Below are 15902 nucleotides of genomic sequence, written 5' to 3' on the forward strand. Positions count from 1 at the left end.
GTCAGAATGACTGTTAAATTAAATTTTTGACTTTTGAGACACCTCCTTTTACAATTCTTAGCTTTGCAACTACTTCTTAAGCCCAGGCTGTCTTTCCAGAAATTCATCATAGAGTCTGGTCTGACGGCTTATCAAAGGAATTTTCCAGCCTTCAATAAATACATGCTTCACCTGAGTTTTTGTTTCAAAAGGATCACCGTCAGCCACAAACAAAGTAGCGCTTTTACCCACCTCCAATGAGCCTAATTGATCTGCAACCCCAAATATTTCGGCCGGAATAATAGTAATAGCTCTGAGCGCTTGCTCTTTATCCATTCCATAAGCAGCAGCGAAGCCTGCATTGTAAGGCAGGTTTCTTACATTTTCTGCATCGGCAGTACGTATGGCTACTTTAACACCGGCTTTCTGCATGACAACAGGATTTGTATATGCACGATCATAGCGGTCGTAATCTCTGTTGGGGATATTAAGTACCGGCCCAGTAATTACCGGGATCTTAGCCTCAGCCAGCTCCTCCGCCATTCTCCATCCTTCAGAAACACCACTAAAGATCACCTTCAGGTTTTTATCTTTTACCCATTCAATGGCTGCCTTAATGTCATTAGCCGCATTCACCTCTACGAGCAGGGCTCGTTCACCTCTTACAACGGGCAGTAAAGCCTCCATTTCAGGGTAGTACTCCAGTTTCTTATCAGATTTTGTAGCATTAATAGCAGAATCCAGTTTATAGTAAGAAACAGCTTTTCTCCATACATCATTGAGTTGTTTCAATGCTTTTTCAGCATCCTTTTTGATCTCCTCATCAGATCTGCTATCCCATCGGCTTCTTTTGCCGGTTGTAGGGAAATTGAGCACAACGGCCTGAAAACCTGCATACATCTGTTCTGGGGTATAACCATGCAAATTGATCAAAGCGGCTGTTCCGGGCAACAGACCTCCTGTAGGCATGGCCAGTGAGGTAGTAACTCCGCTTACTCTGGTAACGGGTATCAAAACTGAATTAGGATTAACCGCAGTCAACGCCTGCATTTGCGGGATTACATCTCCTATTTCGTTGTAGTCACGCGTACGGGCATCCGACCCTACTTCTGTGAGTCCAAGCCGCGCTCCTCCTTCTATCATTCCGGGATAGATGTACAAGCCGTTGCAATCAACCACCTCGGCTCCTTCCGGTATAGCTACTGTGTTTCCTAATGCCGCTATTTTTCCTTCTTGAATGATCAACATTCCTTTTTCAATGGTTCCGTTGGTTACTGTAACGAGTGTAGCATTGGTTAGTGCAAATGTGCCTTCCTTTCCTTTTGCTGACTGACTTATAGCTGAACTAGCGGCGGCCAAAAGCAAAAAGAGGCAGTTAAATATATTCTTAATATTCTTCATGGTTCATGTATTAATCTCTAAACAAAAATTCGGTATTCTGCATACATCTGTCTTCACTATGGCTTACTGTCGAATGTAGCGTAACATCGATGGTCTCCCTGGCATCAGCATAGATCCTCATATCATCTTCATCCGTTTGGCGGTCAAATTCCACTACCCCATCTACTATTGTATACATGGGTATGGTATAGATGGATAAGGGATGGTTTTTAAAGATAGCTATATCTCCATCCTTGCCTTCCTCGATCGATCCTACCCTTTTTTCTATACCTAGTTGCTTTGCCGGATTAATGGTGATCATCGCCAGTGCCTGGTCATCTGAAAGTCCACCATATTTTTGTGTCTTGCCCGCTTCATGGTAGAGGTGGCGGATCAGCTCCCCGGAATCAGAGTTGATAGATGTGACCACACCGTTTTCAGTAAGTATAGCTGCATTATATGCCGTAGAATAATACACCTCAAATTTATATGCCCACCAGTCGGAAAATACTGAGGCCATTGCTCCGAACTCAGCCAGTTCCGGGGCAACTTTAAATCCTTCGTTCACATGCTGAAAGACCAGGCGTTTGATACCAAAGTCGCGGCACACCTGCATTAGCATATATATCTCATCAGCACGATAAGAGTGACAGTGAATAATGATCTCTCCGCGCAGAATGTCGGCAAGGGTTTCAAGCCGTAGGTCATACTCAGGCGCAACGCCTTTGAAGCCCTTCTTATCCTTGTTGGCCTTATATACTTCCCATGCCTTCATGTATTCCTGTGCCTCTGAGAATGAATTTCTGAAAACTGCCTCCACTCCCATCCTCGTCCTTGGTAAAATCCTGTTGCCTCCACCGTGCACCCTTGTAGGGTTTTCACCAAGTGCAAATTTAATAGTACGTGGAGCGCCCTGCATGCGTATCACGTCAGGGTCTACTGTACCATATCGGTGCTTTATTGTTTCACACTGTCCGCCAATCGCATTGGCCGAGCCATGCATGGCATGAGAAATGGTGACTCCCCCTGCCAATGCCCGGTAGATGGATACATCCATTGGATTAAGAGCATCTCCCGTCCACACTTCTGCCGTCACCGGAGAGGTGGCTTCATTTACCGCATCCAGGGCTATATGAGAGTGGGCATCGATAATGCCCGGCATCACAAACATACCGGAAGCATCAATAGTTTTACTTCCTTTGGGAGCGCTAAGGCCTTTGCCGATTTTTGATATGACACCGTCTTTTATCAGCACATCCGTATTCTCCAGTGTGCCGTTGGTGATGGTTAGTACCGTACCGTTCTTAACAAGGATTGTGCCCTTCTGCTGCGCGTTTACCGCCACAGCAAAAAGAAATAATAAGAAACCAATTGTATATTTTTTCATTTTTATTGCTGTTTAGGTTATTTATTTGGCAACCTTTCACCCTCAATAGGAAAGCTGCCATGTACACCGGCTGTCATTGATCCTTCAAAGGTATTGCCATCTACTGTTACAGAAACATCTATATTTAAAGTGTCACCCCCTACATTCATGGAAAAAGAGAATGACAACTCTTTACCATCAACAGTGATGTTGGTCAGGACATTTTCATCTCCTGAAAAGCTGCCAGTAATAGTTCCCGAATAGTTTCCTGGCTCACCGGTTATCACAATATTGCCTGTGCCAGCACCCTGAGGTGTTTCCGTGGTATAGCTCCACGTGCCTGAAACCTCTACATCTTCCTCGTCAGAGTGCTTCTTTTTTGGTTTATCCTCTAATTCGAACTTCCGGCCATCTACAAACACATACTTCACTTTAGACTCTTTATTAAAATAGGGTTTATCGCTTATCACAAGGTTGGCCAGCTTTCCATTATCGATGCTACCCATAGTAGCTGAAAGGCCCAGCAACTGAGCAGGTGAAGTAGTAAGGGCGGCAAGCGCTGCATCTTCGCTCAAGCCATTTTCGACCAACTTTGAAAGGTGGTTTTTAATATCCTTGCTCTTAGCTTCCAGCGTAGAAAACCCATGGATAATGCCTTCACTTGCAAATAAGGCTGGTTGTGTATAAAACTTTCGGATCATTTCCTCTTTTCTCAGCTCCAGCCTCTCCCTTTCGAGGTCTACTTCGGTTTTTCTCTTTTCTTTCTCCTCTACTTTTCCACTATCAGCCTTAGCTTTTTTCTCTTCTTTCAGCTCTGGCAGATCGAGTGATAGAAATACTTTAGCTCCTGAAGTTTTGATCTTATCGGTTATGTCCCACCCCTCTTTAACTTCACCGAGAATAAGGTTGAAGCCCAATTCATTTTTCAGGCTAAATACCCGCTGAATGTCCAACACCTTTTCTGCTTTGAATGCCACCGGCATCGAGCGATCGATAACCGGATAAAAGGCCTCCAGCACGCGATCTGATTTAGGTCTTTCCATTCCTGATGCATCCTGGATATAACGCTTTTGGTACGATTTAGCCTGATCAGCCTGCCTGTAAAGCTCCCTGTATTTAGCCATTACGCCCATTACAGTGTTAGGGTAAATACCCGCTGCTCCATGCAGTTGACTAAACATGGACACCGGTCCTTTATAAACCAATTCATCGGGGCTGTTACCCGCCAGCAATATGATGGCTCCCTGCCCGGGAAGCATTCTGCCGTGTGGAACCGTATGAGCTGCCGTAAAACCGATAGCTCGCATGTCGGGGATCGATTTATCAGCAGGGTCCAGCAGGTTTCTAACATCCCTGTGGGGTTCAATACCTGCAATATTATTTGGTGGATTACCTGGATCTTTTACTTTCTTATCCTGATTCTCGTCTTTAGGCTTCGGCACACCTGTATTGGAAAGACCATCTATAAAACCTGCATAAACATACAGAGAGTCAGCTTCTATGATAATAGCGTCGGCTGGGATGTTTACCGTATTGCCTACAGATTGAATAATTCCATTCCTAATGAGTATGGCTCCTTTATCTATTTTTCTTCCTGGCGCCTGGATGATGTTGGCATTCCTGATCACATAGGCTCTGCTCACCGGGGCCAACTCTTCATTCTGGCTGTATGCCGTAAATGTGGCAGTCACCATCAGAAGCATCAGTACGGTCAACCGTAAATACACTGGCATTTGTTCTTTCATTGATTCAATGGTTTTTTAATTGGACTCACTAAGTATAAGCTTTTGAGAGAATTATTCACGAATTACTACACGAACGGTTGAAAAATGTAAAAAAAACAATACATGCAATCTGCAGTTCAGTACAATCATCTTACAGTTGACTACCATCACCTACCTAAGCATGCAACAAATACCGATAATTGTACCGTAAGAGTAAGTAAACTCAAAATAAATAGTTATGAACAGGTCAGGTCAAAAACTCAAAGGTTCTAAAAGAGAAGCAAAGGCAAGAACATACATAATGTTCTTGCTGATGCTTTTCTTTTTTACAAGTACTCCAACTGTGGCTCAAAAAACTTATGTTACTACCGGTGACAAGATTATTATCACAGATGGAAAAAATGTAAGGCGACACACGCAATCTAACGGGATCAACAGCTTCAATATTGAATATAAGGGTACTATTGAAGTTACCGATGACGACAAAGACGTTAAAAGCATTTCACCTGGTGGCTATATAGAGATCAGCAAGACCACCTTTGGCAGCAGAAGGTCCATTCTTATTGAAGCCAGTTCAAATGGCCTGCGAAGGGAATATTACGAAAGCCGCAAAAAGGTTGATTATGAGCCTGAAGGCAGAAAATGGTTAGCGGAGATCCTTCCTGATGTGGTTAGGTCTACCGGAATAGCTGCTGAAAGCAGGGTAAACCGGTACTATAAACAGGGGGGTGTAGATGCCGTGCTGAATGAAGTAGGCCGATTGGAAAGTGATTATGTGAGATCCATCTATGGAAAGATCCTGCTTCAGAAAGACGGCCTTTCTTCAAATGACCTGGTGAAGGCCGCAAAAGGGCTGGCTGATAAGATCAACTCCGATTACTACCTGGCAGAAATGCTCAAAAGCAATTCTTCACAGTTTTTGAAGAATGATAAAACTGCAGAAGCTTATTTCGAAGCTGTTTCCAACATTGGAAGTGATTACTATACCGCTGCAGTACTCAAGGAAGCGCTCGACAATCACCAGGCTTCAGCCAGATCGATGACACAAATATTAAATGCCAGTAAAAACATCGGATCGGATTACTACAAAGCCACTGTCCTTAGCCAGGTGCTGGACCAGGATAACGCCAATGATCATGTAGTTGGCGAGATCATAAGCTGCACAAAAAATATCGGATCGGATTATTATCAAACACAAATTCTTAGCAAAGCAATCAGCAAAAAAGGCTTGTCAGGTTCATCGTCAAATGAACTTTTGGAAGCAGTAGCTAATGTTAGTTCAGATTATTATATGGCAACTGTATTCTCCAAACTGGTAGAAAACAAACTTGACAATGATGTAAATATTAAACTTATAGGGCTTTTAGATGACAAAATGTCTTCTGACTACTATGCAGCATCAGTACTTAGCAAAATGGTAAAGCATCAGGACCTGAACGATCAGGCGGTGGCTCGAATGGCACAGGCTATCAGCAACATGAACTCCGATAATTATGCCTCATCCATCCTCAAAAATGCCAGTGAAAGTCGCAATTTATCTAAGTCCACACTGATCTCGCTGGTGAAGGCTGCCGGAGGTATTAAGTCTGACTTCTACAAGTCCAGCGCACTACAGCACCTGGCTCCGCTAGTAAAAAATAGTGACGCTGAGGTAAAAGCAGCTTATACCGAAGCTGCCAAAAGGATCAACTCTGACACGTATTACGGCAGAGCTATGCGTGCCATTGACTGATGCCGGTAACACTGAAATTTCAATAACAACAATCTGACATGATGACTTCAAAATGATCACTAAAATGATTAGATTGAAGTTATCATGGCTATAAATTCTCACAGATTATTTTTTGGATACATGCGTAGATTTTGGCTGGGTATATTCATTTCTTCAACTGTGGGTATTCTATACTTCTTTTACTTTTTTTATAGCGAAGAAGGATACCTGCCCACCGTCACCAAAAACTATCATTATTTACTAACCAGCCTGGTAACTGCCAATATTGCAGGCCTTATGATCTACCGGTCTGATCTCGCTCTCAACAGGCTTTTACCATGGAAAGAAAATTTATCAACCAGGCTTATAGTGGGCATGCTGGTAAATGCGCTTATAGCCATTGCTATCATACTCGTGATATGTTGGATATTTCTGGGACTACAAACGGGAAGCTTTGTCTATAAAGGATTATGGACTTCCTATTATGAGCCACTCGTAAAGCTTATGGTCATCACTTTAATGGCTGTTGTATTATATTCACTGATATATTTCGCCTTGTTCTCCTACAACGAGTATGCAGTGGTGCATATTGATGCTGTCAAAAATCACAGGAGGCAGTTGGCCGTGCAGTTTGAAGCACTGAAAAGTCAACTGAGCCCTCATTATTTGTTCAACAGCCTGAACACCATCTCTTCGCTCATTTTCAAAGATCCCAACATGGCCGAAGACTTTATCAGGAGGCTAGCTCAAACCTACCAATACATTTTGGATAACAATGAAAAACAATATATCACACTACGGGAAGAGGTGGAATTTGTTAAATCATATAATTACCTGCTTAAAGTGAGATTTGAAAACAACCTGCATATCGAAATAAACCTGCCTCCGAATGTTTTGGATACCAAAATGCCTCCACTCACGCTACAGATGCTGGTGGAGAATGCTGTTAAACACAATGTAATCTCAAAAGAACAGCCACTGCATATTTACATCAGCGCCATAGATAATACAGACATCAAAGTGACCAATACAAAAACCAAGGCGCCTGCTCATGTTACTTCCTTTCATATAGGACTTGACAACATCAAAAAGAGGTACAGCTTCTTCACCAATAAGGCCATCAAAGTTGAGAATAGCAATAAATTTACTGTAAGGTTACCGGTAATAAGGGATGAATTTGCAAAAACCGCCTGAAAAATGAAAAAGATATTCATCAACCATACATTATTCAGATTGCTCGTTCCTCCATTTTACGGAGCACTGGTTTACCTGTTGATATTACTCGTTAATAATAATGTGGCCCAAATATCTGAGATCTTTACCGGGCAGGAGGTATATGTATGCATAGGGTTAAGCTATTTACTCTCCGAGACGCTAAGACTGAATGTAAAACTCGCTGAAAAACTTACTGACGATCAGACCACTGCACTCAGCAGGATCATTTTACAGACTCTTTCAGGGTTGATTTTATCTGTTATCGTAATATCGCTGACCATCTCGGCATACTTCACTTATATTTTACAGTTTAGCATTACAGAAACCCAGCTTATTATCTTCAATTCAATTTTTGCGGTGTCAAGCTTGCTTTACAATCTCCTCTACTTCAGCAATTATTATTTGTACCGTCAAAACCTCAGCAGACTGGAAACGGAAAAAATGTTGACAGAAAACCTGGAGATCGAACTGGGCCAGTTTAAGAATGAAGTAAATCCTAAACTTCTTTATGATAGCCTGGAAACATTGATCACGCTTATACATAAAAACAACGAGGAGGCCGAAGACTATATAGACCATCTTTCACTCGTATACCGCTACATTCTTAGTCATCGAAAAATTGAATTATCATCTCTTGATGAAGAAATAAAAGCGGCTAACAACATCACACATTTGTTGAATTATCAATATGACAACACCATTACCTTTAAAGCCAACATACCGCCCGATCATTTGCACCTTCCCATGGTGCCCGGCTCCCTGCCCGGTCTTGTAGAGTCAATCATCCGAAGTACTATTATCAATAAATTCAACCCACTGATCATTGAGTTGGCCATAGAGGAAACCGACGGATATCTTATATTGAGCAATAAACTTAATGACCGGCTTATTGTGGATTCTAACAGAAAAGAAGTGGTGAATAACCTGCAACGGTCTTACAGCTATTTTAGTGAAAAACCTGTGGTGCAGGTAAAGGCCTATAACATAAATTACATAAAAATTCCTATACTTGAATTAGCCGAAGAGAAACTGGCTGTTTGAAAATACTATATTTAATGAAGGTATTAATAATTGAGGATGAAGTACCTGCCGCTGAAAAGCTGGAAAGATACCTGCACAGGTATGATGAAAATATTGAGGTAGTTGATAGGATAACTTCAGTCAGTGACGCAGTGCAGTGGCTAAAAAACTATCAAGATAAGGTAGAGCTGATCTTTATGGATATACAGCTAACGGATGGCAAAAGCTTTGATATCTTCAAGGAAGTTACCATCAACAAACCGATCATTTTTATCACAGCGTTTGACGATTACGCAATTGATGCCTTTAAGGTCAATAGCATTGACTATTTACTCAAACCTATCACTTTTGCGGATCTTACTGCCGCATTGGAAAAATTAACTTCGCTTAAGCAAAATCTCGGCTCACCATCTGCTCCACCCCAGGACATCAACAGTACACTTCAGCAACTGAGCTCAAAGACCTACAAAAACCGATTTATGGTTAAGCTGGGAGAGCATATTAAGTCCATAACCACGGATAATATTGAATTTTTCTATGCAGAAGGCAGAAATGTATACCTTATTACCGGCCAAAATAGAAAGTTTATCATCGATTATAAGCTGGAGGAGTTAGAGGAGCTGCTGGACCCTGTACAATTCTTTAGGGTAAACCGTTCGTTCATTATGAACATTAATGCTATTGAAGATGTGGTAATGTATTCCAACAGCAGATTAAAAATAACCCCCTGCCTGACTTTCGACAAGGAGATTATAGTAAGCCGGGAAAAAGTTAATGCTTTTAAGGACTGGTTTAATGGACTGTAAAATAACTAAGGAGCCGTCTCAAATGCCCCAGTCATCCCGCCTGTTTCCAACTGAACGACTATCGAAATGATTTTAGGTGTTGAGACAGGCTCCTTACCACTTAACAGTACAAGGGTGGTTTTGGTGATTAATTTAATTAAAATTAACCTCTCTTACATCTTCCCAGGACACATATACCGGATCACCGCCACTTTTGAAGATCAATATGCCTGTATTCTTATCAGATACGTCCTGTCCTTCACCGATTAATACCTTTTGGCCATTCTTTAGCTCCACATCACTGAAATCATAGTTTTTAGGAGTGATCCTTTTAATGTCGCCAAAAGCAATAATGTATTCTATATCATCGCGTTTGCCTTGTAACACTTCGTAGTTACTTTCTTCATCCAGATCAAATACTATCCTGCCCTTGTGTGATTCGCCATTCCTGGTAGTAACTGTACCTTCCAGTTTTTTCTGGTGCTTAAAATCTCCGTAAGATTTCATTTTTCCCGGAGCTTTATCTTCAAAGGTGACCTTTTTAAATTCTTCCCACGGTATATCAATCCTTCCATACTTATCAGAAGTAACGATAATCCCTCTGTTCTCAGAATTCACGTCATTGCTTCCTCTGAGTTTCATATCTCTTCCTGATTTCAACACTACACGGCTGGCGTTGTAGCCCTCCCTCTCAATGGATTTGATGTTACCAAACTCTATAGAAAGATCTCCGTCAGAAGTATCACCATCCAGTTTGTCGGTGGTTAATCTTTCATCATGGTCCCACTGGACGTATCCGGCAAAAGTGCCTGCGTAGGTTTCTACAATGCCATATAACGGCTCCCCAAACTTCTTAGTGAGCCTCGGGGTGCTGCTGAACTCAATTTTTTCTATCCTGCCCCAATCAAACGAAATTTCGCCTATCTCAGCGTCTATAATTTTTACATTGGTGCCGATATCATTGTAGCCTTCGCCTTTAAACTTGAATTTATCACCATTTTGGAGGGTCACCTCTACACTGCTGCGGCCAGTAGGCTTTATTGATCTGATATTGCCAAACTGACAGACAAACTGGTGGGTATGATCATAACTGTCTGATCGGTAATAATTTATCCTGGAACTTACCCAGTGAACAAATCCGTTGTTCCAATGATGGCGCTCCTCCAGTTTCTTCCGTTGCTCCCTGGTGAGGTAGTCCAGGTTGTTGTTCTCCTCTTTGGCTACATTGAACATGTCTGTCCAGAAAACCTCTTCCTTTCCCCACCGGATGGGGCCTTCAAAAGATTTATCATCGATGGTGGTAATCTTTCCGTAGATGAAACCCTCATCTTGCGACATGCCCAAAAAAGCAACCCCGGACATGAGCAGAAAACAGAAAGTAGATTTTAAAATGCTTCTCATAGTTATTTTGAATTTTGACCTTGAAAGTTTACCTGCTCTCAGGCAGATATTTGACCTTTTTTTATACTTCAAATATGTGAGAAACAACACTATTATTAAAGAAGAAGCAGATGAGTCGGCATATCACCTGTCCGAATCGGGATATGGCTACACCGGAAAAAGTCAGGATCAATCCGTATTTTTTAAAATTGGAAGTTTTTACTGTGAAGAAGCAGGAAGTTGGTAGAAGCTAGCCAGGGAGAATCTTGGCAAATTAAAATTACCTCCTCCGATTGTCTGAAACATCATAAGTTCGACTAATAAAAGCAGCTTGGTGCGAAAATCACTGATCCAGCCAACTCTTAAACTCCGGGGTTTTATCAGCGCTGATCACTATTTCATCATCGGCCTCCGGTTTAAGGTTGATCTTGATCCTGCCTTTGAAATGAGGGTGTATCTCTCTAATGGCTTCAAATCGTACAATGTACTTTCTGTTGGCCCGGTAAAAAATTTTAGGATCCAGTTGTTGATCAATTACCTCAAGCGGTTGATCATAGGCATATTTTTTCTCATCAGTAGTCACCAGGTAGGTGAGCTTATTTTGACTGAAAAAATAAGCTACTTTATCTACGGGTACAGCCAGTATCTTATGTCCGTTGCGGATCATAAACCGCGATTTATACACTTTCCTGCTCTCCAACATTTGCAAAAGCTGATCATAGGCAACAGGTTGTTCGGTTTGGGCAACACGTTTGAATTTCCCAATGGCCAACGCCAGTTTTTCCTTCTGCACAGGTTTGAGAAGGTAATCTATGCTATTGATCTCAAAAGCCTTAATAGCATATTGATCATAAGCCGTGGTAAAGATCACAGGCTTGTTTATCTCTACCTTCTTAAAGATCTCAAAGCTTAGTCCATCCAATAATCTGATGTCACTAAATATAAGGTCGGGATGTTCATGGGTAGAAAACCAATCTACAGCTCCTTCCACAGATTTCAGTATACCTGCTATTTCTATCGCCGGATCTACCTCCTTTATAAGATTTTGAAGCTTTTCCGCTGCTAACGACTCATCTTCCAGTACCAAAATTTTCATATTCCCATGTTTATGCTATTGTAGCGCTACTTAGTGTCTGTAAGAAAACGCCAATGTCTGCATTATGCTTGTCTCAAAAATGCTCTCGTACCTCGGTACGCTCCGCTTTTTGGGACTTCATCCCGCTCTTTAGCAGGAACGTCACTCGGAGTTTTCTTACAAGCACTACTTAACCAATCTTAAAACTCTTCCATTTCTATAAGCGGAACCTCCACAGTAAAGTGGCTGGCATTTCTCATTATCTTAATTTCTCTGTCAGTAAAATACCTATACCTCCTCCTGATATTCTCCAGTCCGCTACCTGATTGCTCCTTTGGCTCCTCAGGCCTTTTGTTTAAGCTGTTACTTACGATCAAATATTCATCTGAAATAGCAATAGAAACCTCTAGGGATCTTTTTTCACTAATAATATTGTGTTTAATGGCATTTTCTATTAACATCTGTAATGTTAAAGGTGGAATGACTTTATTTTGAATATCAGCTCCTCCCTCAATCTTAAACAAGATAAGCTCTTCGAACCTTGTTTTCAACAAAGAAATGTAGCTTTGAATAAAGTTAAGCTCATCACTTAAAGGTATCAGGTCCTCGTCTTTTGATCGTAAAATTGCACGATACACCTCAGCAAAATTATCAAGAAAAGCTTTTGACTGCTCTTTCCCACGATCAATGAGCGATGACAGGATATTGAGGTTATTAAACAGAAAATGGGGATCAAGATGGTTTTTTAGTGATTCCAGTTGCGCCCGAATACTTTCCTTTTTGAATTTTTCTACATCAAGCTCCGACTTCTTCCAATGCCGCAGAAACTGAAGGCTAAAATAAATTGAATAAAAAGGTATAAAAATGACGAGGCCATAGGCATTCATAACCACGTATTGTTCCGGGGTTGGGGCATTGGCGGTAAATAGTCCTTTAAAAGTGACATAAGCAAGATTGATAATTACCAGCGAATAAATAATGCCAATCGCTAACTGCATAAAAAAGCGAAGGTTACCATACTTTAACCATGGTATATGCTTATCAAACTGATGGGTGAGGAATCCGTTTCCAAGTGCCAGGAGCAGCAGCACCACCAGTATCCATGCGGCGGTGTAATAGAAGGTTGGTTCCAGCTCCAGTTGAACCAGGTAATATGCAATTGCAGCCACTAATAACACAGCAACTGCAATAATTGAGATCATTTTCCTGTTGAGTATCACATCCACCTATTTGATCATAGGTTAATCAAAAGTAATTTCCGTTATATTTTTCCAGGGTATATGCTCGGGGTCCTTTATTCCTTTCTTGAAGATCAGCAGGCCGGCATTTCTATCTGAAATATCACGGCCCCCTCCCAGCAACAGTGTTTCCCCATTCCTTAAAGTTATCAAAGAATAGCTATAGTTTTTTGGAGTGATTTTTTTAATGTTTCGAAAAGGTATCTCATAGCCAATCTCATCATCATTACCTTCCAGTATCTCCAGCTCCCACGCCTCATCAATGTCGTAAATGATCCTGCCTTCGACTGCACCACCCTCGTATCGCTCCACACGGCCATATAATCCCATAGGTACGCCATAGCTCCCATAGCTTTCTCCACTGTTTTTAGCCTTAGTAAATTCTACTTTGTCAAAAGCCTTCCAGGGAACCGTGATCTTTCCAATGCCCTCTATCGAAACTATGATACCTCTATTACCCGAATCAACATCATTAGAACCTCTTAAATAGTACTCTCTGCCGGATAGAAGCACCACTTTGCTACCATTCTGGTACTTACTGATCTGCTTAATATCGCCAAAGGCAATAGAAACGCTACCATCAGGAGACCTGCCATCCAGCTTATCTCCGCTCAGCCGCTCATCATGATCCCACTGAATAAATCCTGTAAATTCGCCCTTACGCACAGTCCTGACAGTGCCATACAATGGCGCTCCCATATTGGCCTTCATTCGCGAGGGCGTGGGCTTAAACTCTATTTTCCTGATCCTTTTCCAATTAATGGAGATAAGGCCAAGCTCATCATCCATCACGAGCACCTCCGTGCCTATATCATTATACCCCTCACCTCCTACCTCCAGGATCACACCATTTTTTAGCTTTAGATTTACACGAGTATCTCCCTTGATCTCCAGCTCTCCGATATCTCCAAACTGGCAGGTAAACTGATGGCTGACACCCCCACGCTTATCTTCCCAAATACTGGAAAGACGCCAATCAAAATCTCCCCAGGAACTTTTCTCTGTATTCCCTCCCGAAACTATTGATTGATAGTCGTTTTTATACAGCTTCACGGCATTGAACAGGTCATTCCAAAATGCCTCCTCTTTCCCCCACCTGATCTGCCCCTGATATGAGTTGTCTATGGTGTAAACCTTACCATAGATAAATCCGGCATCTGATTGAGCGCTGCCCTTCGATGAAAGCATCAAACACAACAATAAGCTGAAAATGCCATACCCAAGTTGCTTACCACTACGCATCAGCCTCATATCCAAATCTTTAAATCAAACATAATAACTTGTTTCACAAATGGATAAAGATCAATTCATTACCCATGTTACAAAGAAATGGATAAACTTGTAGTGAGAGAAGTAAAGCACGCTCTATCAGGGTATGAGGCAACTGAAAAGGGATATATTGTTACCGAACCCGGTATCAACCACGAATTTGTTTAACACGGTACCCTTCGCTTCGAAGTATGTCCGCTACTTTAGCCCGGAAATCTCCCTGGATCAAAATTTCACCATCTTTAGCAGAGCCACCAACCCCGCATTTAGACTTAAGCATTTTGCCCAGGTCTTTTAAGTCATCCTGGCTACCTATAAAACCACTGATCAATGTTACCTGCTTGCCACCTCTCGCCTTTTTATCCAGCTCAACCCTGAGGTTTTGCTCATCAGGCGACAGAGTATCTGCTTCCTCCTCTCCCTGATAGCTATATTCAAAGTCATCATTTGTAGAGTAAACGACTCCGTCTCTGTTCTTCCACTTATTCTTTTTTGACATAAGACTAAAATTTTAAAAATCAGGACATGGTATCTGCATGATGTGCTTAGGTGGCTTTCTCGGGTCTCTGTTGTTCCAGGAGTACGAAATAGAAATTTCATGGGCACCGCCACTACCAGAGCCCAATTTTGAAATAGTATAGTCGTAGCTATACCCAATGTTCAGCAGATCTCCCTGTCCCCCTTTTTTGGTAAAACCAATTAATAATACAATCGATTCGTTGTTGTTAAACCCTTCAAGTTTCTTGAACGGAAGGCCCCGGTACCAGGTCCCGATAATGATTGGCTCCAGTGTCAGGTACAGCCCCATATCCAACTGATCAAACTCCCCTTGCGTTTTATACTGAAAGGTAGGCGTAAGGCTTCTTTCCTGTGGCCGGGCGTAAAGACCACTACCCATGGTTCCCGGTGAAAACAATAACTTTATGCCTCCGTGAAAAGACAGTTTGGTGGGTAATTCCTTAGGGTCTGCATCCTCTTCAAAAGCCTGGTTCGGGGTGTTCAAGTGATGAGCGGCCACCCCTACCCATATATTTTTTGTATAAAGTACACCTCCTGCTGACAGATCGACAAAGTTCTTACTCAGATTACCGAAAGATTCATTCGTGGGGTTGATGATCTCCCCGGTGTTCGGATCAAACTGATCACCAAATGTAAGATCGCTAAAATTAACATGCCGGTTGTAAAAGGCAGCCTGAAAACCAGGACGGAAGGTTAACCAATCCGTTATATAAAGCTGGTAAGCATACTGCAGCCCTACACTGGTAGACTTGAGTCCGGCCTGTCCCTCAGTGTCTCTCATAAGCAGCATACCCACACCACTGTTTTTACTTTCAATAAAAGTGTCGAAGAAAGCCGATATGGTCACAAAGTTAGCATCTATCGATGGCCACTGATTCCGGTAGTTCAGTCCTACCCTGGCCTGCTGTGTTGCTCCGGCAAAAGCAGGATTCAAATAAAGAGGTGCCGCATAAAACTGAGAGAACTGCGGGTCCTGTGCAGTTACCACCTCTGGCATTAGCAGCATCAATAGACAAAATGGAAGTAAAAGTCTGCGCATGAGCGTAATCCGTTTTTTGCACTAAGTAGCAAAGTAGGAAATTAAACTAAAATATTTTAACGAATCAAAAATAAAGAAAGTTAGGCTCTTAGCATAACGCCAGTTTGCTGTTATTTGTATAAATTCGTATTGAATAGTGTAAATATTTTACATGATGTTCATACAATCAGAGCTATCTTTTACAGTTATATAATAAAACTAA

The 15902-nt window shown here is 41.9% G+C and carries 14 protein-coding genes; 5 read left to right on the top strand and 9 right to left on the bottom strand.

Translation table 11 applies throughout. The annotated features are described in order from the left end of the window. Positions 1-69: 69 nt before the first annotated feature. From C900_RS07045 to C900_RS07055, 3 genes are read right to left on the bottom strand one after another with little or no spacing between them, the layout of a single operon-like run. Positions 70-1380, bottom strand: coding sequence for an amidohydrolase family protein (locus C900_RS07045; RefSeq protein WP_009579019.1), 1311 nt, complete (start codon positions 1378-1380; stop codon positions 70-72). 10 nt (positions 1381-1390) lie between these two features. Next, positions 1391-2746, bottom strand: coding sequence for an amidohydrolase (locus C900_RS07050; protein WP_009579020.1), 1356 nt, complete (start codon positions 2744-2746; stop codon positions 1391-1393). A gap of 17 nt (positions 2747-2763) precedes the next feature. Continuing rightward, positions 2764-4470 (bottom strand): amidohydrolase family protein, encoded by a 1707-nt coding sequence (locus tag C900_RS07055; protein WP_051052797.1) that lies wholly within the window; start codon positions 4468-4470, stop codon positions 2764-2766. Between the two features lie 217 nt (positions 4471-4687). Here C900_RS07055 and C900_RS07060 point away from each other — a divergent pair, with 217 nt between their 5' ends. From C900_RS07060 to C900_RS07075, 4 genes are all read left to right on the top strand, one after another. Beyond that, positions 4688-6181 carry a hypothetical protein gene (locus C900_RS07060; protein WP_009579023.1) on the top strand — a complete coding sequence of 498 codons (1494 nt, stop codon included), beginning with the start codon at positions 4688-4690 and terminating at the stop codon, positions 6179-6181. Between the two features lie 84 nt (positions 6182-6265). After that, positions 6266-7354 (top strand): sensor histidine kinase, encoded by a 1089-nt coding sequence (locus C900_RS28190; protein WP_009579024.1) that lies wholly within the window; start codon positions 6266-6268, stop codon positions 7352-7354. Positions 7355-7357: 3 nt separating this feature from the next. Next, complete coding sequence (locus tag C900_RS07070; protein ID WP_009579025.1) at positions 7358-8416, top strand: histidine kinase; 1059 nt, start codon at positions 7358-7360, stop codon at positions 8414-8416. A gap of 14 nt (positions 8417-8430) precedes the next feature. After that, positions 8431-9201, top strand: coding sequence for a LytR/AlgR family response regulator transcription factor (locus C900_RS07075; RefSeq protein WP_009579026.1), 771 nt, complete (start codon positions 8431-8433; stop codon positions 9199-9201). A gap of 132 nt (positions 9202-9333) precedes the next feature. Here C900_RS07075 and C900_RS07080 read toward each other — a convergent pair whose 3' ends face one another. Then, positions 9334-10581 carry a hypothetical protein gene (locus tag C900_RS07080; RefSeq protein WP_157493929.1) on the bottom strand — a complete coding sequence of 416 codons (1248 nt, stop codon included), beginning with the start codon at positions 10579-10581 and terminating at the stop codon, positions 9334-9336. Between C900_RS07080 and C900_RS07085 the strand changes: the two genes are divergently transcribed. Then, positions 10571-10807, top strand: a complete 237-nt coding sequence (locus C900_RS07085; protein ID WP_157493930.1) for a hypothetical protein — start codon at positions 10571-10573, stop codon at positions 10805-10807. The two genes, C900_RS07080 and C900_RS07085, sit on opposite strands and share 11 nt — an antisense overlap. Before the next feature lie 96 nt (positions 10808-10903). Here C900_RS07085 and C900_RS07090 read toward each other — a convergent pair whose 3' ends face one another. From C900_RS07090 to C900_RS07110, 5 genes are all read right to left on the bottom strand, one after another. Then, positions 10904-11656 carry a LytR/AlgR family response regulator transcription factor gene (locus tag C900_RS07090; RefSeq protein WP_009579029.1) on the bottom strand — a complete coding sequence of 251 codons (753 nt, stop codon included), beginning with the start codon at positions 11654-11656 and terminating at the stop codon, positions 10904-10906. A gap of 179 nt (positions 11657-11835) precedes the next feature. After that, the gene (locus C900_RS07095; RefSeq protein WP_051052798.1) at positions 11836-12837 is read right to left on the bottom strand and encodes a sensor histidine kinase; all 1002 of its coding nucleotides are present in this window, start codon (positions 12835-12837) and stop codon (positions 11836-11838) included. A gap of 39 nt (positions 12838-12876) precedes the next feature. Beyond that, on the bottom strand, positions 12877-14124 hold the full coding sequence (locus C900_RS07100) for a hypothetical protein (protein WP_009579031.1): 1248 nt from the start codon (positions 14122-14124) through the stop codon (positions 12877-12879). A 166-nt stretch (positions 14125-14290) separates the two neighbouring features. After that, positions 14291-14641 (bottom strand): translation initiation factor, encoded by a 351-nt coding sequence (locus C900_RS07105; protein WP_009579032.1) that lies wholly within the window; start codon positions 14639-14641, stop codon positions 14291-14293. A gap of 12 nt (positions 14642-14653) precedes the next feature. Next, the gene (locus C900_RS07110; RefSeq protein ID WP_040496012.1) at positions 14654-15700 is read right to left on the bottom strand and encodes a PorP/SprF family type IX secretion system membrane protein; all 1047 of its coding nucleotides are present in this window, start codon (positions 15698-15700) and stop codon (positions 14654-14656) included. Positions 15701-15902 lie beyond the last annotated feature (202 nt).

This window comes from Fulvivirga imtechensis AK7 (assembly GCF_000331535.1).
Taxonomy (GTDB): domain Bacteria; phylum Bacteroidota; class Bacteroidia; order Cytophagales; family Cyclobacteriaceae; genus Fulvivirga; species Fulvivirga imtechensis.

Coding starts and splice junctions, on each gene's coding strand:
- C900_RS07055 (WP_051052797.1), bottom strand. CDS start 4,470: ATGAAAGAACAAATGCCAGTGTATTTACGGTTGACCGTACTGATGCTT.
- C900_RS07080 (WP_157493929.1), bottom strand. CDS start 10,581: ATGAGAAGCATTTTAAAATCTACTTTCTGTTTTCTGCTCATGTCCGGG.
- C900_RS07085 (WP_157493930.1), top strand. CDS start 10,571: ATGCTTCTCATAGTTATTTTGAATTTTGACCTTGAAAGTTTACCTGCT.
- C900_RS07090 (WP_009579029.1), bottom strand. CDS start 11,656: ATGAAAATTTTGGTACTGGAAGATGAGTCGTTAGCAGCGGAAAAGCTT.
- C900_RS07050 (WP_009579020.1), bottom strand. CDS start 2,746: ATGAAAAAATATACAATTGGTTTCTTATTATTTCTTTTTGCTGTGGCG.
- C900_RS07105 (WP_009579032.1), bottom strand. CDS start 14,641: ATGTCAAAAAAGAATAAGTGGAAGAACAGAGACGGAGTCGTTTACTCT.
- C900_RS07070 (WP_009579025.1), top strand. CDS start 7,358: ATGAAAAAGATATTCATCAACCATACATTATTCAGATTGCTCGTTCCT.
- C900_RS07045 (WP_009579019.1), bottom strand. CDS start 1,380: ATGAAGAATATTAAGAATATATTTAACTGCCTCTTTTTGCTTTTGGCC.
- C900_RS07100 (WP_009579031.1), bottom strand. CDS start 14,124: ATGAGGCTGATGCGTAGTGGTAAGCAACTTGGGTATGGCATTTTCAGC.
- C900_RS07110 (WP_040496012.1), bottom strand. CDS start 15,700: ATGCGCAGACTTTTACTTCCATTTTGTCTATTGATGCTGCTAATGCCA.
- C900_RS07075 (WP_009579026.1), top strand. CDS start 8,431: ATGAAGGTATTAATAATTGAGGATGAAGTACCTGCCGCTGAAAAGCTG.
- C900_RS07095 (WP_051052798.1), bottom strand. CDS start 12,837: ATGATCTCAATTATTGCAGTTGCTGTGTTATTAGTGGCTGCAATTGCA.
- C900_RS28190 (WP_009579024.1), top strand. CDS start 6,266: ATGGCTATAAATTCTCACAGATTATTTTTTGGATACATGCGTAGATTT.
- C900_RS07060 (WP_009579023.1), top strand. CDS start 4,688: ATGAACAGGTCAGGTCAAAAACTCAAAGGTTCTAAAAGAGAAGCAAAG.